We start from the raw sequence: 25,744 nt of genomic DNA, 5'->3' as shown, positions 1-25,744 counted from the left end.
AAAGTCCCAAGGCCCCCTAAGGCATCGGCCCAGGTTCGTACGACGCATATCCCTTGGGAGCTTTTTCGTGGTTCTAGGCGCGGATGGTTTCCAGCACGGTGGTCGTCGACCACGGCGGGTGGTCCGGCGCTTCGTCCGACACCTCGACTGCTGCGTCCCCACCACCTGCCTCAGCGCCGATGCCACCGGCACCGCCCAGGGCTGCCAGGGCTGACGGGACGGCGTCCGGGGTCTCGGTGTGGAGTTCCAGCAGGGGTTGTCCGTGTTCGACCCGCTCCCCCGGTTTCGCGAGGCAGCGCACCCCGGCGGTCGCCTGCACCGGGTCCTCGCGGCGCGCCCGCCCCGCGCCGAGCCGCCACGCCGCGACACCCACCGCGTAGGCGTCCAGCCGGGTCAGCACCCCCGTCTGCGGCGCCTCGACGACGTGGACGTGCGCGGGCGTCGGCAACGGCGCCTCCGGGTCGCCGCCCTGCGCGCTGATCATCCGGCACCACGTCTCGTACGCCTGGCCCGACGCGAGCATCGGCGCCGGGTCGACGTCGCCGTGCCCGGCGAGCGCCAGCATCTCCCGCGCCAACGCGAGGGTCAGCGCCACGACGTCCTCGGGGCCGCCGCCGCGCAGCACGTCCACCGCCTCGGCCACCTCGATCGCGTTGCCCACCGCCGAACCCAACGGCGTCGACATGTCGGTCAGCAGCGCCCGCGTCGGCAGGCCGTGCGCGGCCCCGATGTCCACGAGGGTGCGTGCGAGGGCGCGCGCGTCGTCGAGCGAGGTCATGAACGCCCCCGAGCCGACCTTGACGTCCAGCACCAGACCGCCGGCCCCCTCGGCGATCTTCTTGCTCATGATCGAGCTGGCGATCAGCGGCACCGATTCGACCGTGCCGGTCACGTCGCGCAGCGCGTACAGCTTCCGGTCGGCGGGCGCGAGCGTGTCGGTCGCCGCGCACACGACCGCGCCGACCTCGTCGAGCTGTTTGCCGATCTCCACGGCCGAGAGCTGCGCCCGCCAGCCGGGGATCGACTCGAGCTTGTCGAGCGTGCCGCCGGTGTGCCCGAGCCCGCGGCCCGACAGCTGCGGCACGGCCGCCCCGCACGTCGCCACCAGCGGCGCCAACGGCAGCGTGATCTTGTCGCCGACACCGCCCGTCGAGTGCTTGTCGACCGTCGGCCGCGACACGTGCAGCGCCAACCGCTCCCCCGAGTCGATCATCGCCCCGGTCCAGCGGGCCGTCTCGCGCGAGTCCATGCCGCGCAGGAACACGGCCATCGCGAGCGCGGCCATCTGCTCCTCCGACACCACCCCGCGGGTGTAGGCGTCGACGACCCAGTCGATCTGCTCCGGCGTCAGCCTGCCGCCGTCCCGCTTGGCCCGGATGACGTCGACAGCGGCGAACGGTTCGTGCATGCCGTCAACTGTAAGTCGAGTCAGCCTGGTGCGCGGCGTTCGAAGCCGCAAGGATGCAGAACTCGTTACCCGAGGGGTCGGCGAACACCTGCCACGGCAGCCCGTCGTAGCCGGCGACGCGAGCCCCGCCCGTCGACAGCAGCCGCTCGACCACGTCCTCGTCCCCATCGGCCCCGGTCGGCCGGACGTCGAGGTGCAGGCCGTTCTTGCCGCGCTTCGGTTCCGGTTCGGGGCACAGCTCGAGCAGCGGGCCGACACCGTCGGGATGCCGCAACGCGGTTCCGCCCCCGCTGCCCGCGCACGGGACCCACCCGGTGATCGCGGCCCAGAACTCGGCGTCGCGTTCGGGGTCGGCGCTGTCCAGCGGCAACGCGGCGACCGGTCCGGAACCGGCGGCGTAGGCGTCGCGCTCGTGCAGCACGCAGAACGTGTTGCCCTCGGGGTCGGCGAGCACCGTCCACGGCACGTCGCCCTGCCCGACGTCGGCGTGCACCGCGCCGAGACCGAGCAGCTTCTCGACGACTTCGGCCTGCCGCGGCCCGCCCCGCAGGTCGAGGTGCAGCCGGGCGGGCGTGGTGGACGGCACGTCCACCCGCGGGAAGCACAGGTCGAGGAACGCCTCGCCGGACAGCTGGACGCGGGCCTCGACGATGTCCGGTTCGTCGGTCAGCGTCTCCGCGTCCAGCGCCGCCGCCCAGAAGCCGCCGAGCCGCCGCGGGTCGCGGGCGTCCCACACGATGTTCTCCAGTCGCATCGCCCGAGCCTGGCACGCCCGGCCGGTCTCGGCGACCGGATTCCGGGTCAGGTGGGCAGATCCGCCGGGCCGAAGGCGTCCGGGAGGACCTGCGACATCGGCAGGATGCCGCTCGGGGTGTCGAGCAGGCAGTCGGGTCCGCCGAGTTCGTACAGGATCTGCCGGCACCGACCGCACGGCATGAGCAGTTCGCCCGAACCGCCGCGGCACGCGACGGCGGTCAGCCGGCCGCCGCCGGACAGCCGCAGCTGCCCGGCCATCGTGCACTCGGCGCACAGGCCCACGCCGTAGGAGGCGTTCTCGACGTTGCAGCCCGTCACGACCCGGCCGTCGGACACGAGCCCGGCGACGCCGACGTGCAGGCCGGAATACGGTGCGTACGCCGATCCCGCCGCACGCACCGCCTCCGCCCGCAACGACGCCCAGTCCGGAATGGACGGAGCCGTGTCGCCGAAACCCGCGCCACCTGTGGCGTCCGAACCGGCCACTAGTCCTCCCCGCGCGGTACTGCTTGCCGATCGCCTTCGGCACCCGCAGCCGTTGGGCCGCGACCGCCAGCACGACGATCGTCACGAAGTGCGGCGTGTACGGGATGAGGTCGCTGGGCAGCTCGTCGTTGGTCCAGTAGATCCAGTACAGGACGCCCGCACCGGCGGCGGCGCCGAGCGCGGCGAACCAGTTCCGCTTCCACGCCTGCCACACGACGATGACGGCGAGCAGCAGCACCGCGCCGTAGCACAGCGCCAGCACCGCGGATCCGCCGCCGGACAGCTGCAACCCGTCCGCGTAGCCGAACAACGCGGCACCGCCGAGCAGACCGCTCGGCCGGTAGTTACCGAAGATCATCGCCGCGAGGCCGATGTAACCGCGGCCGTTGACCTGGTTCTCCAGGTAGTCGGCGCCGCCCTCGAGCAGCACCAGCGACGCACCGCCGGCACCGGCGAAACCGCCCGACACCGCGACGGCGATGTACTTGTGCAGGTACACGTTCACGCCGAGCGACTCGGCCGCCACGGGGCTCTCGCCGGCCGACCGCAGCCGCAGGCCGAACCGCGTGCGCCACAGGATGAAGTAGCTCGCCGGCACGGCGAGCAACGCCAGCATCGCCAACGGCGAGACCTGCGTGACCAGACCGCGCAGCAGCCCCGCGACGTCGGACAGCACGACGCGCTGTTCGTCCTCCAACATGCCCAGCCAGTCGGCCAGGAACGTCGCCGAGTAGGTCTCGAACTTGTCGACCGGCGGCGACTCGCGCGGGTTGCCCGACAGCGGTTCGAAGAGCAGGTTCGCCAGATATTGCGCGATACCGAGGCCGAGCAGGTTGATCGCCACACCGGAGACGATGTGGTTGACGTTGAACGTCACCACCGCCACGGCGTGCAGCAGACCGCCCAGCAGGCCGAAGGCGATGCCGGCGACCAGGCCGACCCACACCCCGCCGTGCAACGCACCCCACGCGGCGCCCCAGGTGCCGAGGATCATCATGCCCTCGAGACCGATGTTCATGACGCCGGCGCGTTCGGCCCACAGACCGCCGAGGGCGGCCAGCAGGATCGGCAACGCGAGCCGCAGCGCCGTCTGCGACGTGCTGCTGGAGGTCAGCAGCGGCATGTCGGTGAGGTAGGTCGTCGTCGACAGCACGCCGATCGCGACCATCGCCCACAGCGCGCCGCGCGCCCAGCCGGGCATCCGGTGGGCCGGCTTCTGCTTGGACTCCGGGTTCGGGGTCTCCATCACCGCGCTCACACCGCACCTCCTTCCGCGACCGAGGCGGGTTTGCCGTTGCGGCCCGCCCTGCCGACGCGGCGCTGTTCCGCGGCCAGGTCGGCGCGCCGGACGATCTCGTAGGCCACCACGACCGACAGCACGATCGAGCCCTGCATGATCACCGCGATCTCACTGGGGATGCCGAGCGATTCGAGCGACACCGCCGAGCGGTCGAGGAACGACCACAGCAGTGCGCCGAACGCGATCCCGGCGGGGTGGTTGCGGCCGAGCAGGGCGACCGCGAGGCCCGTGAAGCCGTAGCCCTGCGTGGCCGTCATCGCGTAGACGTAGTCGCGGCCGAGCAGCTCGGGCATCGCGATCAGACCCGCGACGCGCCGGAGATCAGCATCGCCGCCAGGGTCATCTTCTTCGCGCTCACACCACCGGCCGCGGCCGCCGTGGCCGATTCGCCGCTGGCCTTGAGTTCGAAGCCGAACCGCGTGCGCCGCAACACGAACCAGTAGCCGTAGCCCAGGCCCGCGGCGATCACGATGAAGCCGAACACCGTGCCCGCCTCGCCGAGCGGGATGCCCGGGATCCGGCCGGACGGCTCGATCTGCGCGGTCGACACGTTGTTGCCGTGCAGCACACCGAACTGGTCCGGGTTGATCAGGAACGCCACGATGCCGAACACGATCGAGTTCAGCATGATCGTCGTGATGACCTCGCTGACGCCGCGGTACACCTTGAGCAGCGCGGGCAGCAGCGCGTACAGCGCGCCGGCGAACATCGCGACCAGCAGGATCGCGATCACGTGCAGCACCGGCGGGAGCTTCATCCACGCACCGACGATGGCCGCGACGATCGCGGCGAACCGGTACTGGCCCTCGACACCGATGTTGAAGACGTTCATCTGGAAGCCGATCGCCGCGGCGAGTCCGGCCAGGTAGTAGACGATCGCGAGGTTCACCGTGGAGACGGCCGTGTTCCCGCGGAACAGCTGCGCCACCATCGTGGAGAACGCCTCGAGCGGATTCGCCCCGGAGATCAGCAGCGCCACCGACGACAGCAGCATCGCGAACACGATCGCGAGCGCCGGTGGCAACAGCGCGGTACGCCAGTTCATGCGTCGCCCTCCACCTTGCGGGACACCCGCACCCGCTCGGCCGCCATGAACGACGCTCCGCACGCTCCGCAATTCTCGTTCATGCGTCCTCGACCTCCCCCGCTGCGTCGCCGTCGCTGTCGCCTGCGCCGGTCATGGCCGAGCCGAGTTCCTCCGGCGTCACGGTGGCCGGGTCTGCCTCGCTGACGAGCCGGCCGCGCAGCATGACGCGGATCGTGTCGGACAGGCCGATCAACTCGTCGAGGTCCGCCGAGATCAGCAGCACCGCGAGCCCGTCGTGGCGCGCCTGGCGCATCTGCTCCCAGATCAGCGCCTGCGCGCGACGTCCACACCGCGCGTCGGATGCGAGGCGATCAACAGCACCGGATCGCCCGACAGCTCCCTGCCGACGATCAGCTTCTGCTGGTTGCCGCCCGACAACGCGCCGGCGAGCACGTCGACCCCGGGAGTGCGCACGTCGTACTCCTCGACGATGCGTTCGGTGTCGGTGCGCGCCGCCGACGGGTAGATGAGATTGCCGCTGGAGACCGGTTTGCGCGTCTGATGACCGAGGATGCGGTTCGACCACAGCGGCTGCCGCAGCAGCAGGCCGTGCCGATGCCGGTCCTCGGGGATGTAGCCGATACCGGCCTCGCGGCGGGCGAGGGTGCCGAGCTTCGTGATGGTGCGCAGCGTCGGTTCGGCAGTGTCGCCCTTGCCGCTGGCGTCGATCAGCTCGATCGTGCCGGCCGAGGCCTTGCGCATGCCCATGATGGTCTCGACCAGTTCGGTCTGGCCGTTGCCCTCGACCCCGGCGATGCCGACGATCTCGCCCGCGTGCACGGTCAACGTGACGTCGTCGCACAGCGCGCGGTCGCTGTCGTCGGCGTCGAGCCGCAGGTCGCGCACCCGCAGCACCACGCGGTCGGTGACCGTCGACTCGCGCGTCTCCGGACTCGGCAGCTGCGAGCCGACCATCATCTCGGCCAACTGCCTGCTGCTGACGGTCTTCGGGTCGACCGTGCCGACCGTCGTGCCGCGGCGGATGATCGTCACCTCGTCCGCGATCGCGCGGACCTCGTCGAGCTTGTGCGAGATGAACAGGAACGTGTAGCCGTCCGCCTGCATCGCGCGGACGGTCTCGAACAGCGCATCGACCTCCTGCGGCACGAGCACCGCGGTCGGCTCGTCGAGGATGACGATCCGCGCGCCGCGGTAGAGCACCTTGACGATCTCGACGCGCTGCCGGTCGGCCACACCCAGGTTCTCGACCAGCGTGTCCGGGTCGACGCGCAGGCCCGTGCGTTCGGCCAGTTCGGTGAGCCGGGCGCGGGCCTTGCGGCCCATGCCGTACAGGCCCTCCGCGCCGAGCAGCACGTTCTCCCGCACCGTCAGGTTGTCGGCCAACATGAAGTGCTGGTGCACCATGCCGATGCCGGCCTTGATCGCGTCCTGCGGGTTGCGCAGTTCCACGACCTCGCCGCCGACCGTGATGGTGCCCTCGTCCGGCTGCTGCATCCCGTAGAGGATCTTCATCAGCGTGGACTTGCCGGCGCCGTTCTCGCCGCACACGGCGTGGACCTCGCCCTCGCGCACCGCCAGGTGCACGTCGGAATTGGCCACCACGCCGGGGAAGCGCTTGGTGATCCCGGTGAGTTCGACCACCGGTTCCGGTTCGGTCATCTGTTCATTCGCCTTGCTCGAGCAGGGGCCAACGATCGTTCTTCGTGGATTTCTCGCGGGTGTTTCCGGGCAGCGCCGCTTCGGCGCGGTGCTGCTTCGGTGCTGGATCCGTACGGTGCCGGTGACCGGCATCAAAGCAGATCAGGCCGCGTCGGTGGCGGCGAACCACCGAAACGGCAGGTGGGGCTCGCAGGCGGTGGCCGCCCACGAGCCCCACATCCGTCTTCGGTTGTCTGTTTTCGGTTGTCGCGTTCGGTTTTCGGTCCGACGCCGAACCGCTCAGCCCGAAGGATCAGCCCTGAGTCTGGTCCGAGACGTCGATCTCGCCGTCGATGATCGCCTGCTTGTAGCCCTCGAGCTCGTCGGTGATGTCCTCGATATCCGAGTTGGAGTCCGAGTAGTCCACCCCGTCGACCGACAGGTCGAAGCGCTCGGGCAGCTCGTCGGTGTTGCCCTCGGCGAGCGCGGCGATGTAGTCGTACACCGCGACGTCGACCCGCTTGAGCATCGAGGTGACGATGACATCGCGGACCTCGGCGAGCGTCTTCTGCTCGTACTGGTCGGAGTCGACGCCGATGGCCAGCGCGTCGTTCTGCGCGGCCGCCTCGAACACGCCCTGACCGGACGCGCCCGCCGCGTGGAACACCACGTCGGTGCCCTGGCTGAGCATCGCGCCCGCCATGACGTTGGCCTTGGCCGGGTCGTTGAAGCCGCTGATGTCGCCGGCCGGAGTCAGGTACTCGTTGCGGATCTCGATGTTGTCGCCGCCCGCGGCCTCGACGCCCTGCTCGAAACCGGCCTCGAACTTCTGGATCAGCGGCGTGTCGACACCGCCGATGAAGCCCACCTGGCAGTCGGTCGTCTTGTAGGCCGCGGCCACGCCCGCGAGGAAGGAGCCCTCCTCCTCGGCGAACACGAGCGACGTGACGTTCTCGGCCTCGACCGAGTCGTCGTCGACGATCGCGAACTCGGTGTCCGGGTGCTTCGGCGCGACCGCGGCGACGGCCTCGGCGTAGGCGAAGCCCACGGCGATGATCGGGTTGTTGCCCTGGTTGGCCATCTGCTCGAGACGCTGCTGCTTGGCGTCCTCGGACTCGGTGCCCTGCGCGGGGCTCTCGGCGCCCTTCTCGGCACCCAGCTGCTCGACGGCCTCGTCGACACCCAACGCGGCGGCGTCGTTGAACGAGGCGTCGCCCCGGCCGCCGACGTCGAAGGCGAGGCCGACCTTGAGGTCGCTCGCGTCGGCGTCGGTGTTGCGTTCGGCCTCGGGTTCGGCCTCGCCCTCGGGAGCCGCGGGGGCGTCCTGGGTGACGCAGCTGCCCGCCTCACCACCGCCGCCGTCGCCGCCGGCCGCGCCCGCGTCGCCGCTGCCGGAATCCTTGGCGCAACCCGCCATCGTCAACACGCCGGCCATGGCGATCGCCGCCAGCGCTGCACCACGCTTTCTCCGCACGGTGTAACTCCCTCCCCGCTGTTCGCGGACGGACCGAAGAATGTGTGCCCGTGTACTCGGGCGGACTGGCGAACCGTACCGCTCCGTGACCTTCACGGCAGCTGTTCGGCACCCCGCGTAACCCAAATGTTTAAGTTCCGGCAATCGCCGTCCGATTGTGCACCCTCTTACTCACTCACGGTCACCAACGAACGTCGCTTGTGCGCTCCCGAGGGGAATGCACCTGATGGTGTGATCACGGTGACGTTCGCGGGGCCCGGGCGTGCGCTACGGGATTCGTCCTCGGTGTCTGGTCGATCACAGCTGGGAACCCGAGGTTGAGCCCCGCGTGACTGGCAGGTCTAGCATTCGGCGCGTATACGACGCTCGGGCGACAATGACCTCGAAAAAGTCGCGGCCGCACCGGGCGGCGAAGTCCATCAGTGACGTTGGAGGGCCGTACACCGATGTCCACCACTGCGAGCACTGCCACGGAGGCACGTGCGAGTGATCGGGCGGGCGCCTCACGCCGGAGCGGAACGTTCTACCGCGGCGATCCCGGCATGTGGTCCTGGGTAGCGCACCGGATCACCGGGGTGCTCACCTTTTTCTTCCTGTTCGTGCACGTTCTCGACACCGCGCTCGTCAGAGTGTCGCCGAACGCCTACGACCAGGTCATCGCGACCTACAAGACACCGTTCGTCAACCTCCTCGAGGTCGGCCTCGTCGGCGCCGTGCTGTTCCACGCGCTGAACGGTCTGCGGGTCATCCTGGTCGACTTCTGGGAGAAGGGACCGAAGTTCCAGCGCCCGATGCTGTGGACCACCCTCGGCATCTGGGTCGTCGTGATGATCCCGGGCACCTACTACATGCTCGAGCGCACGGTGAGCGAAATGTTCGGAGGCGGCCACTGATGACCGAATCGCTGACTCTCGACAAGCCGCGCTCCCCGAAGCGCCCGGCCGCGCGCCGGAACAACTTCGAGCTCTACAGCTGGGCGTTCATGCGGATCTCCGGCCTCGCGCTGGTGGTCCTCGTGCTCGGCCACCTGTTCATCATGAACATCCTCGACGGCGGCGTGCACCGCATCAACTTCGCGTTCGTCGCGGGTCGCTGGGCCTCGCCGTTCTGGCAGTTCTGGGACCTGTCGATGCTGTGGCTGGCGCAGCTGCACGGCGGTAACGGGCTGCGGACCGTCATCGACGACTACGCGCGCAAGGACTCGACGCGCTTCTACCTGAAGTGCCTGCTGTACGTCTCGATGGCCGTCATCCTCGTGCTCGGCACGCTGGTGATCTTCACGTTCGACCCGAACATCACCGACTGAACCCCACCACACGGAGACTTCTCATGCAGTTCCACAAGTACGACGTGGTGATCGTCGGTGCTGGTGGCGCCGGTATGCGTGCGGCGATCGAGGCCGGCCAGCGTTCGCGCACGGCCGTGCTCACCAAGCTGTACCCGACGCGATCCCACACCGGCGCGGCCCAGGGCGGCATGTGCGCCGCGTTGGCCAACGTCGAAGAGGACAACTGGGAGTGGCACACCTTCGACACCGTCAAGGGTGGCGACTACCTGACCGACCAGGACGCCGCGGAGATCATGGCCAAGGAGGCCATCGACGCGGTGCTCGACCTGGAGAAGATGGGTCTGCCGTTCAACCGCACGGAGGACGGCAAGATCGACCAGCGGCGCTTCGGCGGCCACACGCGTGACCACGGCAAGGCCGCGGTGCGCCGGGCCTGCTACGCGGCCGACCGCACCGGTCACATGATCCTGCAGACGCTGTACCAGAACTGCGTCAAGCACGGGATCGAGTTCTTCAACGAGTTCTACGTCCTCGACGTGACGATGTCGACCAATGAGGACGGCGAGCAGGTCGCGTCGGGCGCCGTGGCCTACGAGCTGGCGACCGGCGAGATCCACGTCTTCCAGGCCAAGTCGATCGTGTTCGCCACGGGCGGCTTCGGCAAGGTCTTCAAGACGACGTCCAACGCGCACACCCTGACCGGCGACGGCATGGGCATCTACGCGCGCAAGGGCCTGCCGCTGGAGGACATGGAGTTCTACCAGTTCCACCCGACGGGCCTGGCCGGTCTGGGCATCCTGCTCACCGAGGCGCCCGCGGTGAGGGCGCGATCCTGCGCAACGAGTCGGGTGAGCGCTTCATGGAGCGCTACGCCCCGACGATCAAGGACCTCGCGCCGCGCGACATCGTCGCCCGCTCGATGGTCCTCGAGGTGCTGGAGGGTCGCGGCGCCGGTCCGCACAAGGACTACGTGTTCCTCGACTGCACGCACCTCGGCGAGGAGGTCCTCGAGACCAAGCTGCCGGACATCACCGAGTTCGCCCGCACGTACCTGGGTGTCGACCCGGTGCACGAGCCGGTGCCGGTGTACCCGACGGCGCACTACGCCATGGGCGGCATCCCGACGAACGTCAAGGGCGAGGCGCTCAAGGACAACGACACCGTCATCCGCGGCCTGTACGCCGCGGGCGAGGTGGCGTGCGTGTCGGTGCACGGCTCGAACCGACTGGGCACGAACTCGCTGCTGGACATCAACGTGTTCGGCCGCCGCGCGGGTATCGCCGCCGCGGAGTACGCGAGCGAGGTCGACCACGTCGAGCTTCCGGAGAACCCGGCCAAGATGGTCGAGGGCATGGTCGACCACCTGCGCACCGCCCACGGCGGGGAGCGGGTCGCCGACATCCGTAACGAGCTCCAGCAGACGATGGACACCAACGCGGCCGTGTACCGCACCGAGGACACCCTCAAGCAGGCGCTGTCCGACGTGCAGGCGCTCAAGGAGCGTTACGGCCGCATCGCGGTGCACGACAAGGGCAAGCGGTTCAACACCGACCTGCTCGAGGCCATCGAACTGGGCTTCCTGCTCGACCTGGCCGAGATGCTGGTGAACGCGGCGCTCGCGCGTAAGGAGTCCCGCGGCGGACACGCCCGCGAGGACTACCCGGACCGCGACGACACCAACTTCATGCGGCACTCGATGACCTACAAGATCCTGCCGGAGAAGGAGGACCCGGACGCTCCGCTGGGTCTGTCCGGGTTCATGTCGGACCTGCGGCTGGACTACAAGCCGGTCGTCTTCACCCGGTACGAGCCCATGGAGCGGAAGTACTGATGCGTACTGACCGCCTCTTCGCGGAGGATGTGAAATGACAGCGGTAGCTGAACCCACCAACGACACGTCCCAGATCCCGGCTCCGGAAGGCTCCGTCACCATCACGGTGAAGATCCTGCGGTTCAACCCGGAGATCGACGACGAGCCGCACTGGGAGTCCTACGACGTCCCGGCGCTGCCCACGGACCGTGTGCTGAACCTGCTGATGAACATCAAGAGCTACGTGGACGGCACGCTGTCGTTCCGTCGTAGCTGTGCGCACGGCATCTGCGGGTCGGACGCGATGCAGATCAACGGCATCAACCGGCTCGCCTGCAAGGTTCTGGTCAAGGACCTGCTGGCCAAGCCCGGCAAGGCCACCACGGTCACGATCGCCCCGATCAAGGGCCTGCCGACGATGAAGGACCTCTATGTCGACATGGAGCCCTTCTTCGAGGCGTACAAGTCGATCAAGCCGTACCTGATCGCCTACGGCAACGAGCCGACGAACGAGCGGTACCAGTCGGTCGCCGACCGCGAACGGTTCGACGACACCACCAAGTGCATCCTGTGCGCGGCGTGCACGTCGTCGTGCCCGGTGTACTGGGCGGACGGGTCGTACTTCGGCCCGGCGGCCATCGTCAACGCGCACCGGTTCATCTTCGACTCGCGGGACGAGGCGGCCGAGGAGCGGCTGGACATCCTCAACGACGCCGAGGGCGTGTGGCGTTGCCGCACGACGTTCAACTGCACCGACGCCTGCCCGCGTGGAATCCAGGTGACCAAGGCGATCCAGGAGGTCAAGCGCGCGCTGCTGTTCAAGCGCACGTGAGCGGACTCCCCTGACGACAAGAGGCGCCCGGCCGCGAGCCGGGCGCCTCTTCTCGTGTTTCGGGGGCTGACGTTGTCGGCGGGCTCAGTGCTCGGCGGGCTGCCGCTTGAGGGCCCGCAGGCCGCGCCAGCCGATGACGCCGATGATCGTGCCGAGTACGAACGACACGACGGTCAGCACGAGGTGGACCCAGAAGAACGACGTGGGTGAGCCGTCGGCCGCCCACGCGTTGTCGCTGGTCCACAGGTTGCGGGCGAACGTGATCCAGATGATCCACGACCACACGCCGAAGGCCAGCAGGAACGCCGATACTCCACGGGACATGCGCATGTGGTGCAGTATCCCCGGCCGGCCCGGGTGTCGGTCGTCACCCCCGAACCGCTGACTCCGCACCCCCGACCCGGGGGATTCACCGGCGTGGCATCGGCGCAGCTGGCTAACCTTCCCGGGTGCGCACACCTGTCTTCCGGCTGCTGGTGATCACGGTCCTCGCGGGGTTCGTCCTCGCGAGCGCCCCGCTCACCCCGGCCGGTGCGCCCGCGGCGCGGGCCCAGTCGACGTGCCCCAACGCGACGCTGCCGCCACCGCCGGGCAACACGTCGGAGGAACCCGCGCCGGGGCAGCGTTCGCCCGACCCCCTGCCCGTGCCCACCGACCCGCCGGGCGGCGAGCATCTCGGGGGCTGCGGGCTCGTGCTCGCGCCCGGTTCGCCGCTGCCGCCGCGGCCGTTGACGGCGCGGAACTGGATCATCCAGGACATGGACAGCGGCGAGGTGCTGGCGGCACACCATCCGCACGGGCGGCAACGGCCGGCGTCACTGATCAAGGTGTTGCTCGCGCTCGTGGTGCTCGACGAGCTCGACCCCGAACAGATCGTCGTCCCGACGCAGCGGGACGCCGATCAGGAGTGCTCGTGCGCCGATCTGGAGGCCGGCTCGCCCTACTCCGTGCGGGACCTGCTGCTGGCGACGATGGTCAAGTCCGGCAACGACGCGGCGCACGCGCTCGCCGGTGCGCTCGGCGGCGTCGACGAGGCGCTGCGCAAGATGAACGCCCTGGCCCACGAGCTCGGCGCGACCGACACCCGTGCCGCGTCGCCGTCCGGGTTGGACGGGCCGGGCATGGTGACGTCGGCCTACGACCAGGCGCTGCTGTTCACCCACGCCATGACGAACCCGCAGTTCGCCGAGGCCGCGGGCGTGCAACGGATGATGTTCCCCGGCGGGCGCGGGGAACCGCCGCATCCGCTGGTCAACAACGACCGCCTGCTCGACGAGTACCCCGGCATCCTCGGCGGGAAGACGGGGTTCACCAGCGCGTCCCGGCACACCTACGTGGGCGCGGCCGAACGGGACGGCCGCCGCATCGCCGTGGTGCTGCTGCGCGCCGAACAGCGTCCGGTGCAGGTGAGCGACCAGGCCAGGAGCCTGTTCGACTACGGCTTCCGGCTCGCCGCCGAGGGCGTGCCGGCGGTCGGCCGGGTCACGACGGCACCGCCGCAGCCGCAGGCGCCCGTCCGCACCGGCGAGGCCCGCGCCGACGGCGGTGGCACGGCCGAGGCCGCCGACGCGCGGCCCGCCGGGTCGGGCGGGTCGTCGGCCGTCGGGTGGATCGTGGCGCTGGTGATCCTCGTGTCGGTCGGGGTCGGCGTCGGGATCGCCCTCAGCCGGGACGAGCGGGTGTAGCGGCCGCCTGGTTCGACTGTTCGTCGGCGGGCTCGGTCGCGGACGGCAGCGTCTCCTTGGCCAGCAGCCAGGCGCGAACGCGATCACCGCGACGACACCGGTGACGGCGAAGGCGGCGGTGAACGACCACTGTTCGGCGATGGCACCCGCGGCCAGTGGCCCGACGACGGCTCCGACGTCGGCGGCCATCTGGAACCCGGCCAGTACGGACCCGCCGCGCGCCTTGGAGCCGATGACGTCGGCGAGCGCGGCGTTGTGCGCCGGGTTGAGACAGCCCGCGCCGATGCCGGTGACGACGGTCGCGGCGAGGAAGAGCCACACGTCGTCGGTGAGGCCCAACCCCACGCCGCCGACGACGAGCAGCGCCAGTCCGACGAGCGCGGGCGGTTTGCGGCCGTGGGTGTCGGCGAACCGGCCGGCGGCGAGCAGGACGAGCGCGTTGGCGGCGGCGAACAACGCCAGCGCGAGACCGGTGAACGATTCGTCCTTGGCCAGCACGACCGTCACGAACAACGGCACCAACGACATGCGCACGCCGAACACGATCCAGCCGTTGGCCAGGTTGGACAGCAGCGCCGCGCGGTACGTCGGATGCCGCACGGCCTGGCCGAACGTCATCGTGGGCGCGTCCTCGTCGTCGGCGCGGGAGGCCAGTTCGGACCGGCGCAGCTGGAAGAACACCAGCACCGTGGCGCCGATCAGCGCGAGGCCGTAGACGAGGAACGGCAGGCGCAGCGACACGGCCACGAGCGCGCCGCCGAACACCGGGCCGGCGACACCGCCGAGCAGGAACGCCGTGCCCCACAGGCCGGACGCGCGGCCCCGCAGCTGCGGCGGGGAGATCCGGATGAGCAGTCCGATGGCCGACACGGTGAACATCGTCGAACCGATGCCGCCGAGGGCGCGGAACACCAGCAGCTGCCAGTAGTCGGTGACGAACGCGCAGACGATCGTCGACAGCGCGACGATCGACAGGCCCCACAGGTAGGTGGGCCGTTCGCCGAACAGCGTCACCAGACGTCCGCTGACCGGCGCGAACGCCAGGCGCACCAGGGCGAACAGGCTGACCACGAACGACGCGGCGGTCAGTCCGACGTCGAAGCTGTGGGCGAAGTTCGGCAGCGCGGGCCCGATGAGTCCGTAGCCGATGGCGATGAGGAAGCTGGCGCCGACGAGGACGTACACCTCGCGGGGTAGCCGCGGTGTCTTGTCAGCTGCTGTGTCGGTCGTGGGTGTGGTTCCGTCGACCGGGTCGTCGGTCCCGTCGTCGGCTCTGCCCGGTGAGGTTGCGCCGTCGGAACCCGGAGCTGGTTGGGTCACTGCTCACTCCTTCCAGAGCGAGCTTAATGACCCCGGCGAAACAAACGGCTACGAGCGGCGGCGCCCCAGCCAACCCAACAGTGCACCGATGCTGAACGCGCCCGCGGCGGCGCCCACGCCCGCGCCCTTGCGCACGGTGACGTTCGGCCGCACGACCGTCGGCGGCGGCGGTTCGACGACGTGCACCTGGTTCTCGCGCGCCGTGGCCGTCCACGCGGTGACGAGCAGCAGGAACCGGGACACGAGGTTGGCGAACACGAGCAGACCGATGATCGGACCGAACAGCGCACCGCTCGGCGAGCTGGCCACACTGGCCAGGTAGTACGACCCGACGTGCTTGAGCAGTTCGAAGCCGAGCGCGGCCAGCACGGCCCCCTTCACGGCACTGCGCGGGTTGACCTTGTCCCGGGGCAGCTGCGAGATCACCCACGTGAACACGAGCACGTTCGCGGCCAGCGACAGGACGATCGTGGCGGCCCGCAACGCGTACTGCGCCCACCCGGTGCCCTCGAGCCCGACCAGGCCCAGCAACGACTGCCCCGCGACACCGCCGACGGCGGTGAGGCCGAACGAGATCACCAGCGCCAGGCCCAGGCCCATCAGGGACAGCAGGTCCTTGATCTTCGTGGACAGGAACGGCGTCTTGGCGGGCTGCTGCGCCCACTGGGCGGTCAGCGCGTCCCGCAGGTTGCCCATCCAGCCGAGACCGGAGTAGAGCGCGATGAGCAGACCGAGGACCCCGAGACCGGCGCGCGAGTCGGTAACGGCCTCGACGATCTGGTCGAGGAAGCCCTGCAGCCCCTCCGGCGCCGATTCGACGATGCCGGCCTTGAGCTCGTTCATCAGCGCGGCGTTGCCGGCCAGCACGAAACCCGCGACCGAGAACGCGACCATGAGCAACGGGAACAGCGACAGCACGGAGAAGTACGTGATCGCCGCGGCGTAGTGGTTGCCGTGCCGCTCGGTGAAGGCCTCGTTGGCTCTGACCGCGTGGTCGAGCCACGGATACCGTCGCCGCATCCGCGGCAGGAAGCCCTCTTTGTCCGCCTTCTCCTCTGTCACGCGTGGAAGCTAACGGTGGGTCGCCGACCAGCGCAAACCGACGTGCCGTACGCGATGCCCGGTTCGCCCCACAGTGCCCCCTGCTCGCCCTCCGTATCCGAGGAAAGCTCCCGAGGCATAGTTGCGTTCAACGCGACTATGGGGCCCTCGGGAGCATTCACACGACCGGGGTGAGGGTGCGGCCGTAGGTGGTGGTGCGCTGGCGGGACGGGCGTCCGGCGAGGTCGGCGAGGGTGCCGAGCTCGGCGGCGGTGCGCGACGAGCCGTGCTCGGAACCGGCCATCCGCGAGATGGTCTCCTCCATGAGCGTGCCGCCGATGTCGTTGGCGCCGCCGCGGAGGATCTGCGCCGTCCCCTCGTCGCCGAGTTTGACCCACGAGCACTGCACGTTGTCGATCAGCCCGTGCAGCGCGAGCCGCGCGAACGCGTGCACCGCGCGGTTGTCCCGCATCGTCGGCCCCGGCCGCGCGACGCCTGCCAGGTAGATCGGCGCGTTGTGGTGCACGAACGGCAGGGCGACGAACTCGGTGAACCCGCCGGTCTCGCGCGCGATCCCGCCGAGCACGCGCAGGTGGCCGAGCCAGTGTTCGGGGTGGTCGACGTGGCCGTACATCATCGTGCTCGACGACGGGATGCCCACGCGGTGCGCCGTGCTGACGACGTCGATCCACGTGCGCGCGGGCAGTTTGCCCTTGGTGAGCACCCAGCGGACGTCGTCGTCGAGGATCTCGGCGGCGGTGCCCGGGATCGAGTCGAGTCCGGCGTCGCGCAGTTCGGTCAACCACTCCTGCACGCTCACGCCCGCCTTGGACGCCGCGGACACGATCTCCATCGGAGAGAACGCGTGGACGTGCATGTCGGGCACGGCCTTCTTGATGGCGCGCACGATGTCGGCGTAGTAGCTGACCGGCAGTTTCGGGTCGATGCCGCCCTGCATGCACACCTCGGTGGCCCCCGCCTCGGACGCCTCGACGGCGCGCGCGGCGACCTCCTCGGTGGACAGGCGGAACGCGTCGGCGTCACGCTCCCGCTGGGCGAACGCGCAGAACCGGCAGCCACGTAACAGACGTTGGAGAAGTTGATGTTGCGGTTGACGACGTAGGTGATGTCGTCGCCGACCACGTCGGCGCGCAGGTCGTCGGCGAGCCGCGTCATCGTCTCCAACGCCGGGCCGTCGGCCGTGAGCAGCGCCATCGCCGCCTCGGCGTTCGCCGGGTCGAGCAGCGCGGCCGGGTTCGACTCGGCCAGCCGCAGACCGTCGCGCGCTTCGGTGTCGAGCTGTTCCGGGACACTGTGGACACTGCCGCGGAGGGCGTCCCAGTCGCCGTAGACGCTGTCGAAGTCACCGCGCCGGTCGGACGTGCGACCCTCGGTGTCGATGGTCGAGTTCAGGTCGGCGCGGCCGGTGGTGTCGATCCCGCCGTCCGGCTCCTGCCATTCGCGGCCGACGACCTCCGCCGACGCGTCGGCAAGACCGTCGGGAGTGGACAGTGCACGGACATGGCCGTGCAGGCGGATGTCCACCCACTTCTCCGCCTCCCGCACGTACTTCGGATACGCGGTGAGTCGTTCGCGCAGTTCGAAGCCGGCGTCGGCGGTCCACCGGGTGAGCTCGTCGACGTGCGGCCACGGCGCCTCGGGGTTGACGTGGTCGGGCGTGACCGGCGAGACCCCGCCCCAGTCGTCGATGCCGGCGCGCAGGATCAGCGCGTGCTCGTCGCCCACCAGGTTCGGCGGTGCCTGCACGCTGACCCCCGGCGGCATGAGCAGCCGCGCCACGGCGACGGTCGCGGCGAGTTCGGCGAGGTCGGCGTCGGCGTGCGAGCGCATCGCGGTGTCCGGTTTGGACCGGAAGTTCTGGACGATGATCTCCTGCACGTTGCGGTACTGCCGCGCGCGTTTGCGGATCTCGTGCAGCGATTCGGCGCGTTCGGTGATGGTCTCGCCGATGCCGACGAGGATGCCGGTGGTGAACGGAACGCCGACCCGGCCGGCGTCGTCGAGCACGCGCAGCCGCACGGCCGGTTCCTTGTCGGGGCTGCCGTAGTGCGGGCCGCCCTTCTCCGACCACAGCCGTTCGGCCGTCGTCTCGAGCATCATGCCCATGCTCGGTGACACGGGCTTGAGCCGCTGCAGTTCCTCCCAGCTCATGACACCGGGGTTGAGGTGCGGCAGCAGGCCGGTCTCCTCGAGCACGGCGATCGCGCACGCGCGCACGTAGTCCAATGTGGAGTCGTAGCCGCGTTCGTCGAGCCACTGGCGCGCCTGCGGCCAGCGTTCCTCGGGCCGGTCGCCGAGCGTGAACAGCGCTTCCTTGCAGCCGGCGGCGGCGCCGGCGCGGGCGATCTCGACGACCTCGTCGCGTTCGAGGTACAGCGACTTCGCCTTGCCGGGCACGGTGACGAACGTGCAGTAGTGGCAGCGGTCGCGGCACAGGTGGGTCAGCGGGATGAAGACCTTGCGGCTGTAGGTAACCACGCCCGTGCGGTTCTGGTCGGCGAGGTGCGCCTCGCGGACTCGGCTCGCGATGTCCAGGAGCGTGTCGAGGTCGTCGCCGCGCGCGTGCAGCAGGACGGCGGACTCGGTGACGTCGAGGGTCGACCCGTCCGCGGCGCGTTTGAGCGCGCGGCGCATGGCGGATGCGGCAGGGGCGGGTTCGGGCGGGGCGATCGAGATGTGATCAACCATGGCTCGACACTATGCGCGCCGCCGCAGGAACGCGAAGAGAGTGTCTGATACCTCTCTGGCTCCCGACCCCGGGAATACGGCCTCGACCTGGCGTTCGTCAGTCGATGCGCGCGGGCTCGGTCGCCTGTGCCGGGACCTGTGTCGCGGTCTGCATGGTGGCCTGCGTGGTGGCCTGCGTGGTGGCCTGCGTGGTGGCGCTGTGGGCCGGGTCGGTGGCGGTGCGCGGCGCGGGCGGGCGGATGCCGGCGACGCCGACGGGGTGCTGTTCGAACATCGGTGCCGCGGCGGGCTCGGTGGCGGCCGGGTCGCGTCGGTGTCGGCGGTGCCGGCGGTGTTGGCAGTGCTAGCGACGGCCGTCGTGACGGCGGCTTCGGCGGCCTTCTTGCGCCGCTGGCGGACGACCCCGGCGACCATGCCGACGACGCCGAGTGCGACGGCGATCAGTCCGACGGGCCCGAGCAGGCCCATCGTCATGGCGTTGGCCTGCGGCTGCGCCAGCACGGTGGACGCGGATGCCGTGGGGGCGGCGAGGAGCAGTGCGGTCAGCACGGGCAGCACGACGGCCGTGCCTGCCGCAACGCGCGCTGCGCGCGTGTGATGAGCCGGCTCCTGGTCAGAACTGCCCACCGGTTGTCCTCCTGGTTCGACCCGCCGGCTTCACCCTGTGAGGTGACGCCGACAGCACTACAACTACTGACAGTGTCGAAGCGGTGTCCTTCGCCACGACGCGGGTGAGACTAGCGACTCACACGGACCAACGTGACCATGGGGGCCGTGTCGAATGTGTAAATGTCTCGCGAACGGCGAGTACGCGCGTGAATTCCCAGCTCAGCGCCCTACCACCACCCCGACAAACCGCCCACCCGGCCGTGTGACGTGTCCGGCCGACCACTGCCCCGCCACGACGATCCGCCCCGGACCCGACCGGGCCTGCGCCCAGCCCCACGAGACCTGCGTTCACCCCCGCGAGTGCCGCACCCCCGCGAGTGCCTCACGCGACATACAGCGATTCCCGCGTGGCGAGGATCTGCCGGCGCAAGTACGGGTTGCGAATGCTGCCCACGGTCACGATGTCGACCGACCGGCCGAGGATCCGCTCCAGCCCCTCTTCGAGGCTGAAGTACGCCGCGAAGCGGTCCACGTCCGTCCCCTCGTCGAACTCGGCGAGAACGTCGACGTCGCTTCGCCCGACGTCGAACGAGTCACCGACCGCGGAACCGAACACGTCCAGCCGACGGATCGGCATCGCGCGGCACAGCTGCTCGATCTGGTCACGCTTCGCTTCGATCGCCTCGTGCACGGTTCACCTCCCCACCCTTGCCCCTGGATCGCCAACACGGGCGCGCGAAACGCTCACACGGCGCCTGGAACGCCAAGACGGCGCGCGGGGTGCGCCAGGGTTAGGGGGTCCAGTCGAACGTCGCCGTCACGGGGGCGTGGTCGGACCAACGCTGGTCGTACGAGTCCGCGCGTTCGACGACCACCGAGGTGCACGCCTGCGCCAGGCGCGGCGTCGCGGCGATGTAGTCGATCCGCCAGCCGGCGTCGTTGTCGAACGCCTTGCCGCGGTAGGACCACCACGTGTACGGGCCGGGGCCCTCGGGGTCGAGCCGGCGTTGCACGTCGACGTAGCCGCCCTCGCCGAACACGCGGCCCATCCACTCGCGCTCCTCGGGGAGGAAGCCCGAGTTCTTCTTGTTGCCCTTCCAGTTCTTCAGGTCGATCTCGGCGTGCGCGATGTTCCAGTCGCCCATGACGACCACCTCACGGCCGTCGGCGGCCGCCTTCTCGCGCAGCTCCACCAGATACGGCAGGAACACGTCGAGGAACCGTTCCTTCTCGTCCTGACGGTCGGTGCCGACCTCGCCGCTGGGCAGGTACAGGCTCGCCACGACGACGCCCGGCAGCTCCATCTCGACGTAGCGTCCGCTCGCCTCGAACTCCGCGGCGCCGAACCCGATGCGCGAGGCCTCCGGCTCGAGGCGGCTGTACAGCGTCGCGCCGTTGCGGCCCTTCACCTCGCACACGGCGTGCGCCGCGTGCCAGCCCTCCGGGTCGACGAGCGCCTTCGGAATGACGTCGAGATCGGCGCGCACCTCCTGGCAGGCGACGACGTCCGCGGACGTCTGCCCGAACCATTCGGTGAAGCCCTTCTTCGCCGCTGCGCGGATGCCGTTGACGTTGACGGTCGAGACGGTGAACACGCCCCGCAGGGTAATCGCCCACCCCGACAGACCCGCCCCACAGTGCCCGCCGCCGCCAGCCGCCGACAGACCCCGCCGCCGGCGATGGCGTTCATCCGCGTGGCGCCGTCCACTTCGGGTCGCACTCGGCGGGAGGGTTCCGCGTCGTGGCGATCACGTCGTCGAGCCGATCCCGCGCGGCCAGCAGGTCGGTGATCCGCTCGCTGATCCGGCTGCGCTCGACCTCCAACTGCCCCAACAGCCCCGGTTCGGCCGTGCCGACATCCACACAGGACAGGAGCATGCGCACGACTCGGCTCGGCAGCCCGGCGGCGAACAACTGCTGAATCATCCTGACCCGATCGACGACGTCCTCGGTGTAGCGCCGTTGCCCTCCGCCGTTGCGTTCGGACCACACGAGCCCCTGCTCCTCGTAGTACCGCAACGATCGGACACTGACCCCGGCGCGCTGCGCCACCTCACCGATCCGCACGACTGCCCGCTCCCCGATCTCACGGCCTTCGAGCTCACGGCCTTCTCGGACTTGAACCTGACATTGATGTCAGGTCCTAGCTTAGGCGGAGTCGGGCTCGCCGAGCCCCTTGATCCGCTGAAGGTGGCACAGACATGCGCGCAGCGCGCTATCACGAGTACGGGACCACGCAGACCCTCGTCGTGGAGGACGCACCGGAACCGCACCCAGGACCGGACGAGATTCGTGTCCGCGTCGCCGCGGCCGGGGTCAACCCCGTCGATTGGAAGGTGCGCAGCGGCGGGGTGCGGCACATGCTGCCCGTCGACCTGCCCGCGATCCCCGGACGCGAGGTCGCCGGGGTGGTGGACGAGATCGGAGCGGACGTGCGCGGCGTCGGCGTCGGTGACCGCGTTCTCGGGCTGACCGGCGTCACCGGGGCCACGGCGGAACTGGTCGTGCTGTCCGCGTGGGCTCCCGTGCCCGATGCGTGGACCGACGAGCAGGCAGCGGGCGCGCCACTGGCTTCCGTGACCGCGATGAGCGCGCTGGAAGCCCTCGGACCGGTCGAAGGCCGCACGCTCCTCGTCGAAGGCGCAGCCGGCGGCGTGGGCAGCGCCGCGGTGGAGATCGCCCTGGCCCACGGCGCCACCGTCATCGGCACGGCGAGCGAGCACAACCACGACTTCCTCCGCAGCCTGGGCGCAGCGCCCACCACCTACGGAGCCGGACTCGCGGAACGCCTGACCGCCCTCGCCCCGCAGGGCGTCGATGTCGCCGTGGACACCGCCGCATCGGGGTCGCTCGCCGAGCTCGTCGCCATCACGGGCGGCGATCCGACCCGGGTGGCCACCGTCACCGACCACACGCGAGGGCCTCGCCTCGGCACGCACGTGGCCAACGCACGCAACGACTCCGGGCTCCTGCGCGCCGCGGCGCAGCTCGGCGAGCAGGGGCGCTACACGCCACGGATCGAACGCGCGTACTCGCTCGAGGAGATCGCGCAGGCCCACGCCGACTCCGAACGCGGCCACGTACGCGGGAAGATCGTCGTCCGCCTGTAGAACCGGTGCGCCCCGGAGGGGCTCAGCAGCTGGCGCCGTCGGCCGGTTCGAGGAAGTCGTCGGAGGCCCAGCGGCCCTCGTCGAGCTTGCGGAAGCCGACCTGCACCTCGTCGGTGGCGTCGGTCTCGGCACCCTCGGCGAGCGAGTCGACGATCGGGTCGCCGGTGGACGGACCGGAGCGGACGTTGAGCGAGTCGGCCTCGACGACCATCGAGCACTCGCCGGAGCCCTCTCCGCCCGAGCCCTCCGCCTCGGAGCTGAGCTCACCGCCCGTCACCGCGTAGAGCACGATCACCGCGATCAACGCCGCGAGAATGATCAACGCACGCTTCGGATCCCGAGTATCACCAGTGCTCCTTGTCGAGCCGACATGCCTTCGAGCAGGGTACGGGGCGGTTTTTCACCGGCGACAGGGCCGGACGTCGCAACCACTCTCCTCAGCTACCGCCCAACCACGGAGAGCAACCGCATCCAAAGAGGACAATCAGAACGAAACTGGCAGCGCTCGCCTTGTCGCCGGCGAACGACACACCCCCGGACACGACGAAGGGCCGTGGGTGCCCGCCCCGCACTCACGGCCCTCGTCGTCGACGCGCGGACGCCGGTTCGGCGTCACACGCGGATGGTCCCGGTCAGCCCTGGGCCATCTTCTTCTGCAGGTTCTCGTCCAGCGTCGCGAGGAACTCCTCGGTCGTCTGGTACGGGGTGTCGCCGCCGACCAGCAGCGACAGGTCCTTGGTCATCTTGCCGCTCTCGACGGACTCGATGACGACCTGCTCGAGCTTGTTGGCGAAGCCGATCAGCTCGGAGTTGTTGTCCAGCTTGCCGCGGTGCTCGAGGCCCCGGGTCCAGGCGAAGATCGACGCGATCGGGTTCGTCGACGTCGGCTTGCCCTGCTGGTGCTGGCGGTAGTGGCGCGTGACCGTGCCGTGCGCGGCCTCGGCCTCGACGGTGCGGCCGTCCGGCGTCCGCAGGACGGACGTCATCAGGCCGAGCGAGCCGTAACCCTGGGCGACCGTGTCCGACTGGACGTCGCCGTCGTAGTTCTTGCAGGCCCACACGTAGCCGCCGTCCCACTTGAGCGACGCGGCGACCATGTCGTCGATCAGCCGGTGCTCGTAGGTCAGGCCCTTGGCCTCGAAGTCGGCCTTGAACTCCTTCTCGTAGATCTCCTCGAAGGTGTCCTTGAACATGCCGTCGTAGGCCTTGAGGATCGTGTTCTTAGTCGACATGTAGACCGGGAACTCACGGTCGAGGCCGTACTGCAGCGAGGCGCGCGCAAAGTCCTCGATGGACTTGCGGTAGTTGTACATGCCCATCGTGACGCCGCCACCCTCGGGGAAGTTGGCGACCTCGAACTCCATCGGCTCGGAGCCGTCGGCGGGCGTGTAGGTCATGGTGACGGTGCCGGGGCCGGGGACCTTGAAGTCCGTGGCCTTGTACTGGTCACCGTGCGCGTGGCGGCCGACGATGACCGGCTTGGTCCAGCCGGGCACCAACCGCGGGATGTTCTGGATGACGATCGGCTCGCGGAAGATGACGCCGCCGAGGATGTTGCGGATGGTGCCGTTCGGGCTCCGCCACATCTTCTTGAGGCCGAACTCCTCGACCCGCGCCTCGTCCGGGGTGATCGTGGCGCACTTGACACCGACGCCGTGCTTGTTGATGGCGTTCGCCGCGTCGACCGTGATCTGGTCGTCGGTCCTGTCGCGCTCTTCGATCCCCAGGTCGTAGTACTCGAGGTTCACGTCGAGGTACGGGTGGATCAGCTTGTCCTTGATGAACTTCCAGATGATTCGCGTCATCTCGTCGCCGTCGAGTTCGACGACAGTGCCTTCGACCTTGATCTTGGCCATGAGCGGCGGCGCTCCTCTCGCTTTTCGCGTCGCGGGTCTCGCGTTCGTCTTCGCCTGCCTGATACCGCTGCGCATTTGCCATGACGCCCTCGGGCGCGGCGGCTGAGGCGAGCCTCCACGCCAATGCGTAGCGGTACAAGCGTACTGCTAGATATGCACTGGTCGCGGCGCCCCCTGGTTACTCATGAGTAGAAACTGCGGGCCCACGGCAGCGCCGATAAATGGCAGTTCACCTCGCAATCTACGTGTCGCCTGCAGGCCGCCACAGGTACGCGTGGGCGAACCGTTCCGTGGGCTCGGCCACGTCCGGATCATCCCGAACCGCGAACTGCCCGGATACCCGCTTCCCGGGGGCATCGACGCCCTGCTCTGATGGCGACATGCGACTCGGAATCAAGACCAAGCCCGAGCACACCCCGTGGCACGAGCTGCTCGACACCTGGCGCGCGGCCGACGACATCGAGCTGTTCGAGTCGGCGTGGAACTGGGACCACTTCTATCCGCTGTCCGGCGACCTCACCGCGCCGAACTACGAGGCGTGGACGATGCTCGCCGCGATGGCGCAGGCCACCCGCCGGATCCGCATCGGCTGCCAGGTCACGGGCATGATCTACCGACACCCCGCGCTGCTGGCGAACATGGCCGCCACCACCGACGTCATCTCCGGCGGGCGACTCGAGATCGGCCTCGGCGCCGGCTGGATGCAGCAGGAGTGCGACGCCTACGGCATCGAGCTGCCACCCCTGCGCGAGCGGTTCGACCTGTTCGACGAGGGCGTGCAGGCGATCGTCGGCCTGCTGTCGCAGGAGGTCACCGACTTCGCCGGCACGCACGTGCGGCTCACCGACGCGCGCTGCGAACCGAAACCGGTGCAGCGTCCGCACCCGCCGATCGTCATCGGCGGCACCGGCCCCCGCCGCACGCTGCGCGCCGCCGCCCGCTGGGCGCAGCAGTGGCACGGCGGAGCCAAGTCACCACAGCACTGGCGCGAACTGAAGGACGTGCTGCTGGCCCACTGCGCCGACGTCGGCCGCGACCCCGCCGAGATCACCTGCTCGGTCAACGTGCGCGTGCACGCCGAAACCGGCATCGGACCCGCCGTCGAGCAGGCAGCCGGCTACCGCGACGCCGGCGTCGACCTCGTGGTGTTCAACCTCCCGCACCACGTGCCCGCCGGGTATCTCGACCGGCTCGCCGAACAGGCCGCACCGCTGGCCGACTGAGCGACTGACAGGCACGGGCGGCGTTACGCAACCCGCCCGTGGCGATCGTCACCGCGCGTGACCCCGTCGCCGGGATGACAACGGCCGACGAGGTCGTTCACACTGGACGGGTAGGACAGTGCGCTGCGGTGACGCAGAGAGCTGTTCTTTT

20 protein-coding genes and 6 pseudogenes are annotated in these 25,744 nt (G+C 69.7%); 8 read left to right on the top strand and 18 right to left on the bottom strand.

Going from position 1 to position 25,744, the window contains the following annotated elements; all coding sequences use genetic code 11:
* Positions 1–73 precede the first annotated feature (73 nt).
* The 7 genes and pseudogenes from BJF85_RS05610 to BJF85_RS05585 all read right to left on the bottom strand — a co-directional run bounded on the left by BJF85_RS05610 (position 74) and on the right by BJF85_RS05585 (position 8,071).
* A complete protein-coding gene (locus BJF85_RS05610) occupies positions 74–1,408 on the bottom strand; it encodes a thymidine phosphorylase (protein ID WP_075846045.1) in 1,335 nt (444 codons plus the stop codon).
* A gap of 4 nt (positions 1,409–1,412) precedes the next feature.
* The gene (locus BJF85_RS27860; protein WP_222844443.1) at positions 1,413–2,162 is read right to left on the bottom strand and encodes a VOC family protein; all 750 of its coding nucleotides are present in this window, start codon (positions 2,160–2,162) and stop codon (positions 1,413–1,415) included.
* A 47-nt stretch (positions 2,163–2,209) separates the two neighbouring features.
* Positions 2,210–2,596: a cytidine deaminase gene (locus tag BJF85_RS05605; protein ID WP_075846054.1), complete on the bottom strand. Its 387-nt coding sequence runs from the start codon at positions 2,594–2,596 to the stop codon at positions 2,210–2,212.
* 61 nt (positions 2,597–2,657) lie between these two features.
* Positions 2,658–3,908: pseudogene (locus tag BJF85_RS05600) on the bottom strand (ABC transporter permease); the annotation flags it as partial.
* Positions 3,905–4,995, bottom strand: a pseudogene (locus BJF85_RS05595) (ABC transporter permease). The pseudogenes BJF85_RS05600 and BJF85_RS05595, both read right to left, overlap by 4 nt.
* A 79-nt stretch (positions 4,996–5,074) precedes the next feature.
* Positions 5,075–6,657 (bottom strand): annotated as a pseudogene (locus BJF85_RS05590) (ABC transporter ATP-binding protein).
* A 292-nt stretch (positions 6,658–6,949) separates the two neighbouring features.
* Positions 6,950–8,071 carry a BMP family protein gene (locus BJF85_RS05585; protein WP_075846044.1) on the bottom strand — a complete coding sequence of 374 codons (1,122 nt, stop codon included), beginning with the start codon at positions 8,069–8,071 and terminating at the stop codon, positions 6,950–6,952.
* Between the two features lie 485 nt (positions 8,072–8,556).
* On the opposite strand from BJF85_RS05585, the gene sdhC reads away from it, so the two are divergent.
* From sdhC to BJF85_RS05565, 4 genes and pseudogenes are all read left to right on the top strand, one after another.
* On the top strand, positions 8,557–9,003 hold the full coding sequence (gene sdhC, locus BJF85_RS05580; protein WP_075846043.1) for a succinate dehydrogenase, cytochrome b556 subunit: 447 nt from the start codon (positions 8,557–8,559) through the stop codon (positions 9,001–9,003).
* Positions 9,003–9,416 carry a succinate dehydrogenase hydrophobic membrane anchor subunit gene (locus tag BJF85_RS05575; RefSeq protein ID WP_075846042.1) on the top strand — a complete coding sequence of 138 codons (414 nt, stop codon included), beginning with the start codon at positions 9,003–9,005 and terminating at the stop codon, positions 9,414–9,416. Before sdhC ends, BJF85_RS05575 begins: the two co-directional genes overlap by 1 nt.
* A gap of 23 nt (positions 9,417–9,439) precedes the next feature.
* Positions 9,440–11,229, top strand: a pseudogene (gene sdhA, locus BJF85_RS05570) (succinate dehydrogenase flavoprotein subunit).
* A 34-nt stretch (positions 11,230–11,263) separates the two neighbouring features.
* The gene (locus BJF85_RS05565) at positions 11,264–12,040 is read left to right on the top strand and encodes a succinate dehydrogenase iron-sulfur subunit (RefSeq protein ID WP_075846041.1); all 777 of its coding nucleotides are present in this window, start codon (positions 11,264–11,266) and stop codon (positions 12,038–12,040) included.
* An 84-nt stretch (positions 12,041–12,124) separates the two neighbouring features.
* On the opposite strand, the gene BJF85_RS05560 is transcribed toward BJF85_RS05565, so the two are convergent.
* Positions 12,125–12,370: an SCO4848 family membrane protein gene (locus BJF85_RS05560; RefSeq protein WP_075846040.1), complete on the bottom strand. Its 246-nt coding sequence runs from the start codon at positions 12,368–12,370 to the stop codon at positions 12,125–12,127.
* Positions 12,371–12,476: 106 nt separating this feature from the next.
* Positions 12,477–12,800 carry a hypothetical protein gene (locus BJF85_RS29665; protein ID WP_255375407.1) on the bottom strand — a complete coding sequence of 108 codons (324 nt, stop codon included), beginning with the start codon at positions 12,798–12,800 and terminating at the stop codon, positions 12,477–12,479.
* On the opposite strand from BJF85_RS29665, the gene BJF85_RS05555 reads away from it, so the two are divergent.
* Positions 12,799–13,725 (top strand): D-alanyl-D-alanine carboxypeptidase family protein, encoded by a 927-nt coding sequence (locus tag BJF85_RS05555; protein WP_255375409.1) that lies wholly within the window; start codon positions 12,799–12,801, stop codon positions 13,723–13,725. The genes BJF85_RS29665 and BJF85_RS05555 overlap by 2 nt on opposite strands.
* 48 nt (positions 13,726–13,773) lie before the next feature.
* Here the strand turns inward: BJF85_RS05555 and BJF85_RS05550 are convergent.
* The 4 genes and pseudogenes from BJF85_RS05550 to BJF85_RS27855 form a co-directional block, all read right to left on the bottom strand.
* Positions 13,774–14,910 (bottom strand): annotated as a pseudogene (locus BJF85_RS05550) (MFS transporter); the annotation flags it as partial.
* A 183-nt stretch (positions 14,911–15,093) separates the two neighbouring features.
* The gene (yhjD, locus tag BJF85_RS05545) at positions 15,094–16,065 is read right to left on the bottom strand and encodes an inner membrane protein YhjD (RefSeq protein WP_083665969.1); all 972 of its coding nucleotides are present in this window, start codon (positions 16,063–16,065) and stop codon (positions 15,094–15,096) included.
* A gap of 199 nt (positions 16,066–16,264) precedes the next feature.
* Positions 16,265–18,795 (bottom strand): annotated as a pseudogene (locus BJF85_RS05540) (bifunctional FO biosynthesis protein CofGH).
* Between the two features lie 97 nt (positions 18,796–18,892).
* Complete coding sequence (locus BJF85_RS27855) at positions 18,893–19,069, bottom strand: hypothetical protein (protein ID WP_158056783.1); 177 nt, start codon at positions 19,067–19,069, stop codon at positions 18,893–18,895.
* Positions 19,070–19,126: 57 nt separating this feature from the next.
* Here BJF85_RS27855 and BJF85_RS31150 point away from each other — a divergent pair, with 57 nt between their 5' ends.
* The gene (locus BJF85_RS31150) at positions 19,127–19,393 is read left to right on the top strand and encodes a hypothetical protein (protein WP_158056781.1); all 267 of its coding nucleotides are present in this window, start codon (positions 19,127–19,129) and stop codon (positions 19,391–19,393) included.
* Between the two features lie 393 nt (positions 19,394–19,786).
* Here BJF85_RS31150 and BJF85_RS05530 read toward each other — a convergent pair whose 3' ends face one another.
* From BJF85_RS05530 to BJF85_RS05520, 3 genes are all read right to left on the bottom strand, one after another.
* Entirely contained in the window at positions 19,787–20,095 is a 309-nt protein-coding gene (locus BJF85_RS05530; protein ID WP_075846037.1) for a nucleotidyltransferase family protein, read from the bottom strand.
* 100 nt (positions 20,096–20,195) lie between these two features.
* A complete protein-coding gene (locus tag BJF85_RS05525) occupies positions 20,196–20,999 on the bottom strand; it encodes an exodeoxyribonuclease III (protein ID WP_075846036.1) in 804 nt (267 codons plus the stop codon).
* A gap of 91 nt (positions 21,000–21,090) precedes the next feature.
* Positions 21,091–21,471 carry a MerR family transcriptional regulator gene (locus BJF85_RS05520; protein WP_075846035.1) on the bottom strand — a complete coding sequence of 127 codons (381 nt, stop codon included), beginning with the start codon at positions 21,469–21,471 and terminating at the stop codon, positions 21,091–21,093.
* 134 nt (positions 21,472–21,605) lie between these two features.
* Between BJF85_RS05520 and BJF85_RS05515 the strand changes: the two genes are divergently transcribed.
* Positions 21,606–22,514: an NADP-dependent oxidoreductase gene (locus BJF85_RS05515; protein WP_075846034.1), complete on the top strand. Its 909-nt coding sequence runs from the start codon at positions 21,606–21,608 to the stop codon at positions 22,512–22,514.
* Positions 22,515–22,536: 22 nt separating this feature from the next.
* On the opposite strand, the gene BJF85_RS05510 is transcribed toward BJF85_RS05515, so the two are convergent.
* Positions 22,537–22,836 carry an SH3 domain-containing protein gene (locus tag BJF85_RS05510; RefSeq protein ID WP_075846033.1) on the bottom strand — a complete coding sequence of 100 codons (300 nt, stop codon included), beginning with the start codon at positions 22,834–22,836 and terminating at the stop codon, positions 22,537–22,539.
* A gap of 310 nt (positions 22,837–23,146) precedes the next feature.
* Entirely contained in the window at positions 23,147–24,370 is a 1,224-nt protein-coding gene (locus BJF85_RS05505; protein ID WP_075846032.1) for an NADP-dependent isocitrate dehydrogenase, read from the bottom strand.
* Positions 24,371–24,750: 380 nt separating this feature from the next.
* Here BJF85_RS05505 and BJF85_RS05500 point away from each other — a divergent pair, with 380 nt between their 5' ends.
* Positions 24,751–25,593, top strand: a complete 843-nt coding sequence (locus BJF85_RS05500; RefSeq protein ID WP_075846031.1) for a TIGR03560 family F420-dependent LLM class oxidoreductase — start codon at positions 24,751–24,753, stop codon at positions 25,591–25,593.
* Positions 25,594–25,744 lie beyond the last annotated feature (151 nt).

It is taken from the genome of Saccharomonospora sp. CUA-673 (assembly GCF_001942305.1).
GTDB lineage: Bacteria > Actinomycetota > Actinomycetes > Mycobacteriales > Pseudonocardiaceae > Prauserella.
Note: the sequence above shows the minus strand (reverse complement) of the source record. Positions and strands in the feature narration are given on the sequence as shown.

What these genes read in the sequence shown, in the direction of transcription:
- BJF85_RS05575 (WP_075846042.1), top strand. Translation starts at nt 9,003, where the DNA reads ATGACCGAATCGCTGACTCTCGACAAGCCGCGCTCCCCGAAGCGCCCG.
- BJF85_RS27855 (WP_158056783.1), bottom strand. Translation starts at nt 19,069, where the DNA reads ATGTTCGAACAGCACCCCGTCGGCGTCGCCGGCATCCGCCCGCCCGCG.
- BJF85_RS27860 (WP_222844443.1), bottom strand. Translation starts at nt 2,162, where the DNA reads ATGCGACTGGAGAACATCGTGTGGGACGCCCGCGACCCGCGGCGGCTC.
- BJF85_RS29665 (WP_255375407.1), bottom strand. Translation starts at nt 12,800, where the DNA reads ATGTCCTGGATGATCCAGTTCCGCGCCGTCAACGGCCGCGGCGGCAGC.
- BJF85_RS05565 (WP_075846041.1), top strand. Translation starts at nt 11,264, where the DNA reads ATGACAGCGGTAGCTGAACCCACCAACGACACGTCCCAGATCCCGGCT.
- sdhC (WP_075846043.1), top strand. Translation starts at nt 8,557, where the DNA reads ATGTCCACCACTGCGAGCACTGCCACGGAGGCACGTGCGAGTGATCGG.
- BJF85_RS05555 (WP_255375409.1), top strand. Translation starts at nt 12,799, where the DNA reads ATGGACAGCGGCGAGGTGCTGGCGGCACACCATCCGCACGGGCGGCAA.
- BJF85_RS05585 (WP_075846044.1), bottom strand. Translation starts at nt 8,071, where the DNA reads ATGGCCGGCGTGTTGACGATGGCGGGTTGCGCCAAGGATTCCGGCAGC.
- BJF85_RS05515 (WP_075846034.1), top strand. Translation starts at nt 21,606, where the DNA reads ATGCGCGCAGCGCGCTATCACGAGTACGGGACCACGCAGACCCTCGTC.
- BJF85_RS05505 (WP_075846032.1), bottom strand. Translation starts at nt 24,370, where the DNA reads ATGGCCAAGATCAAGGTCGAAGGCACTGTCGTCGAACTCGACGGCGAC.
- yhjD (WP_083665969.1), bottom strand. Translation starts at nt 16,065, where the DNA reads ATGCGGCGACGGTATCCGTGGCTCGACCACGCGGTCAGAGCCAACGAG.
- BJF85_RS05560 (WP_075846040.1), bottom strand. Translation starts at nt 12,370, where the DNA reads ATGCGCATGTCCCGTGGAGTATCGGCGTTCCTGCTGGCCTTCGGCGTG.
- BJF85_RS05500 (WP_075846031.1), top strand. Translation starts at nt 24,751, where the DNA reads ATGCGACTCGGAATCAAGACCAAGCCCGAGCACACCCCGTGGCACGAG.
- BJF85_RS05610 (WP_075846045.1), bottom strand. Translation starts at nt 1,408, where the DNA reads ATGCACGAACCGTTCGCCGCTGTCGACGTCATCCGGGCCAAGCGGGAC.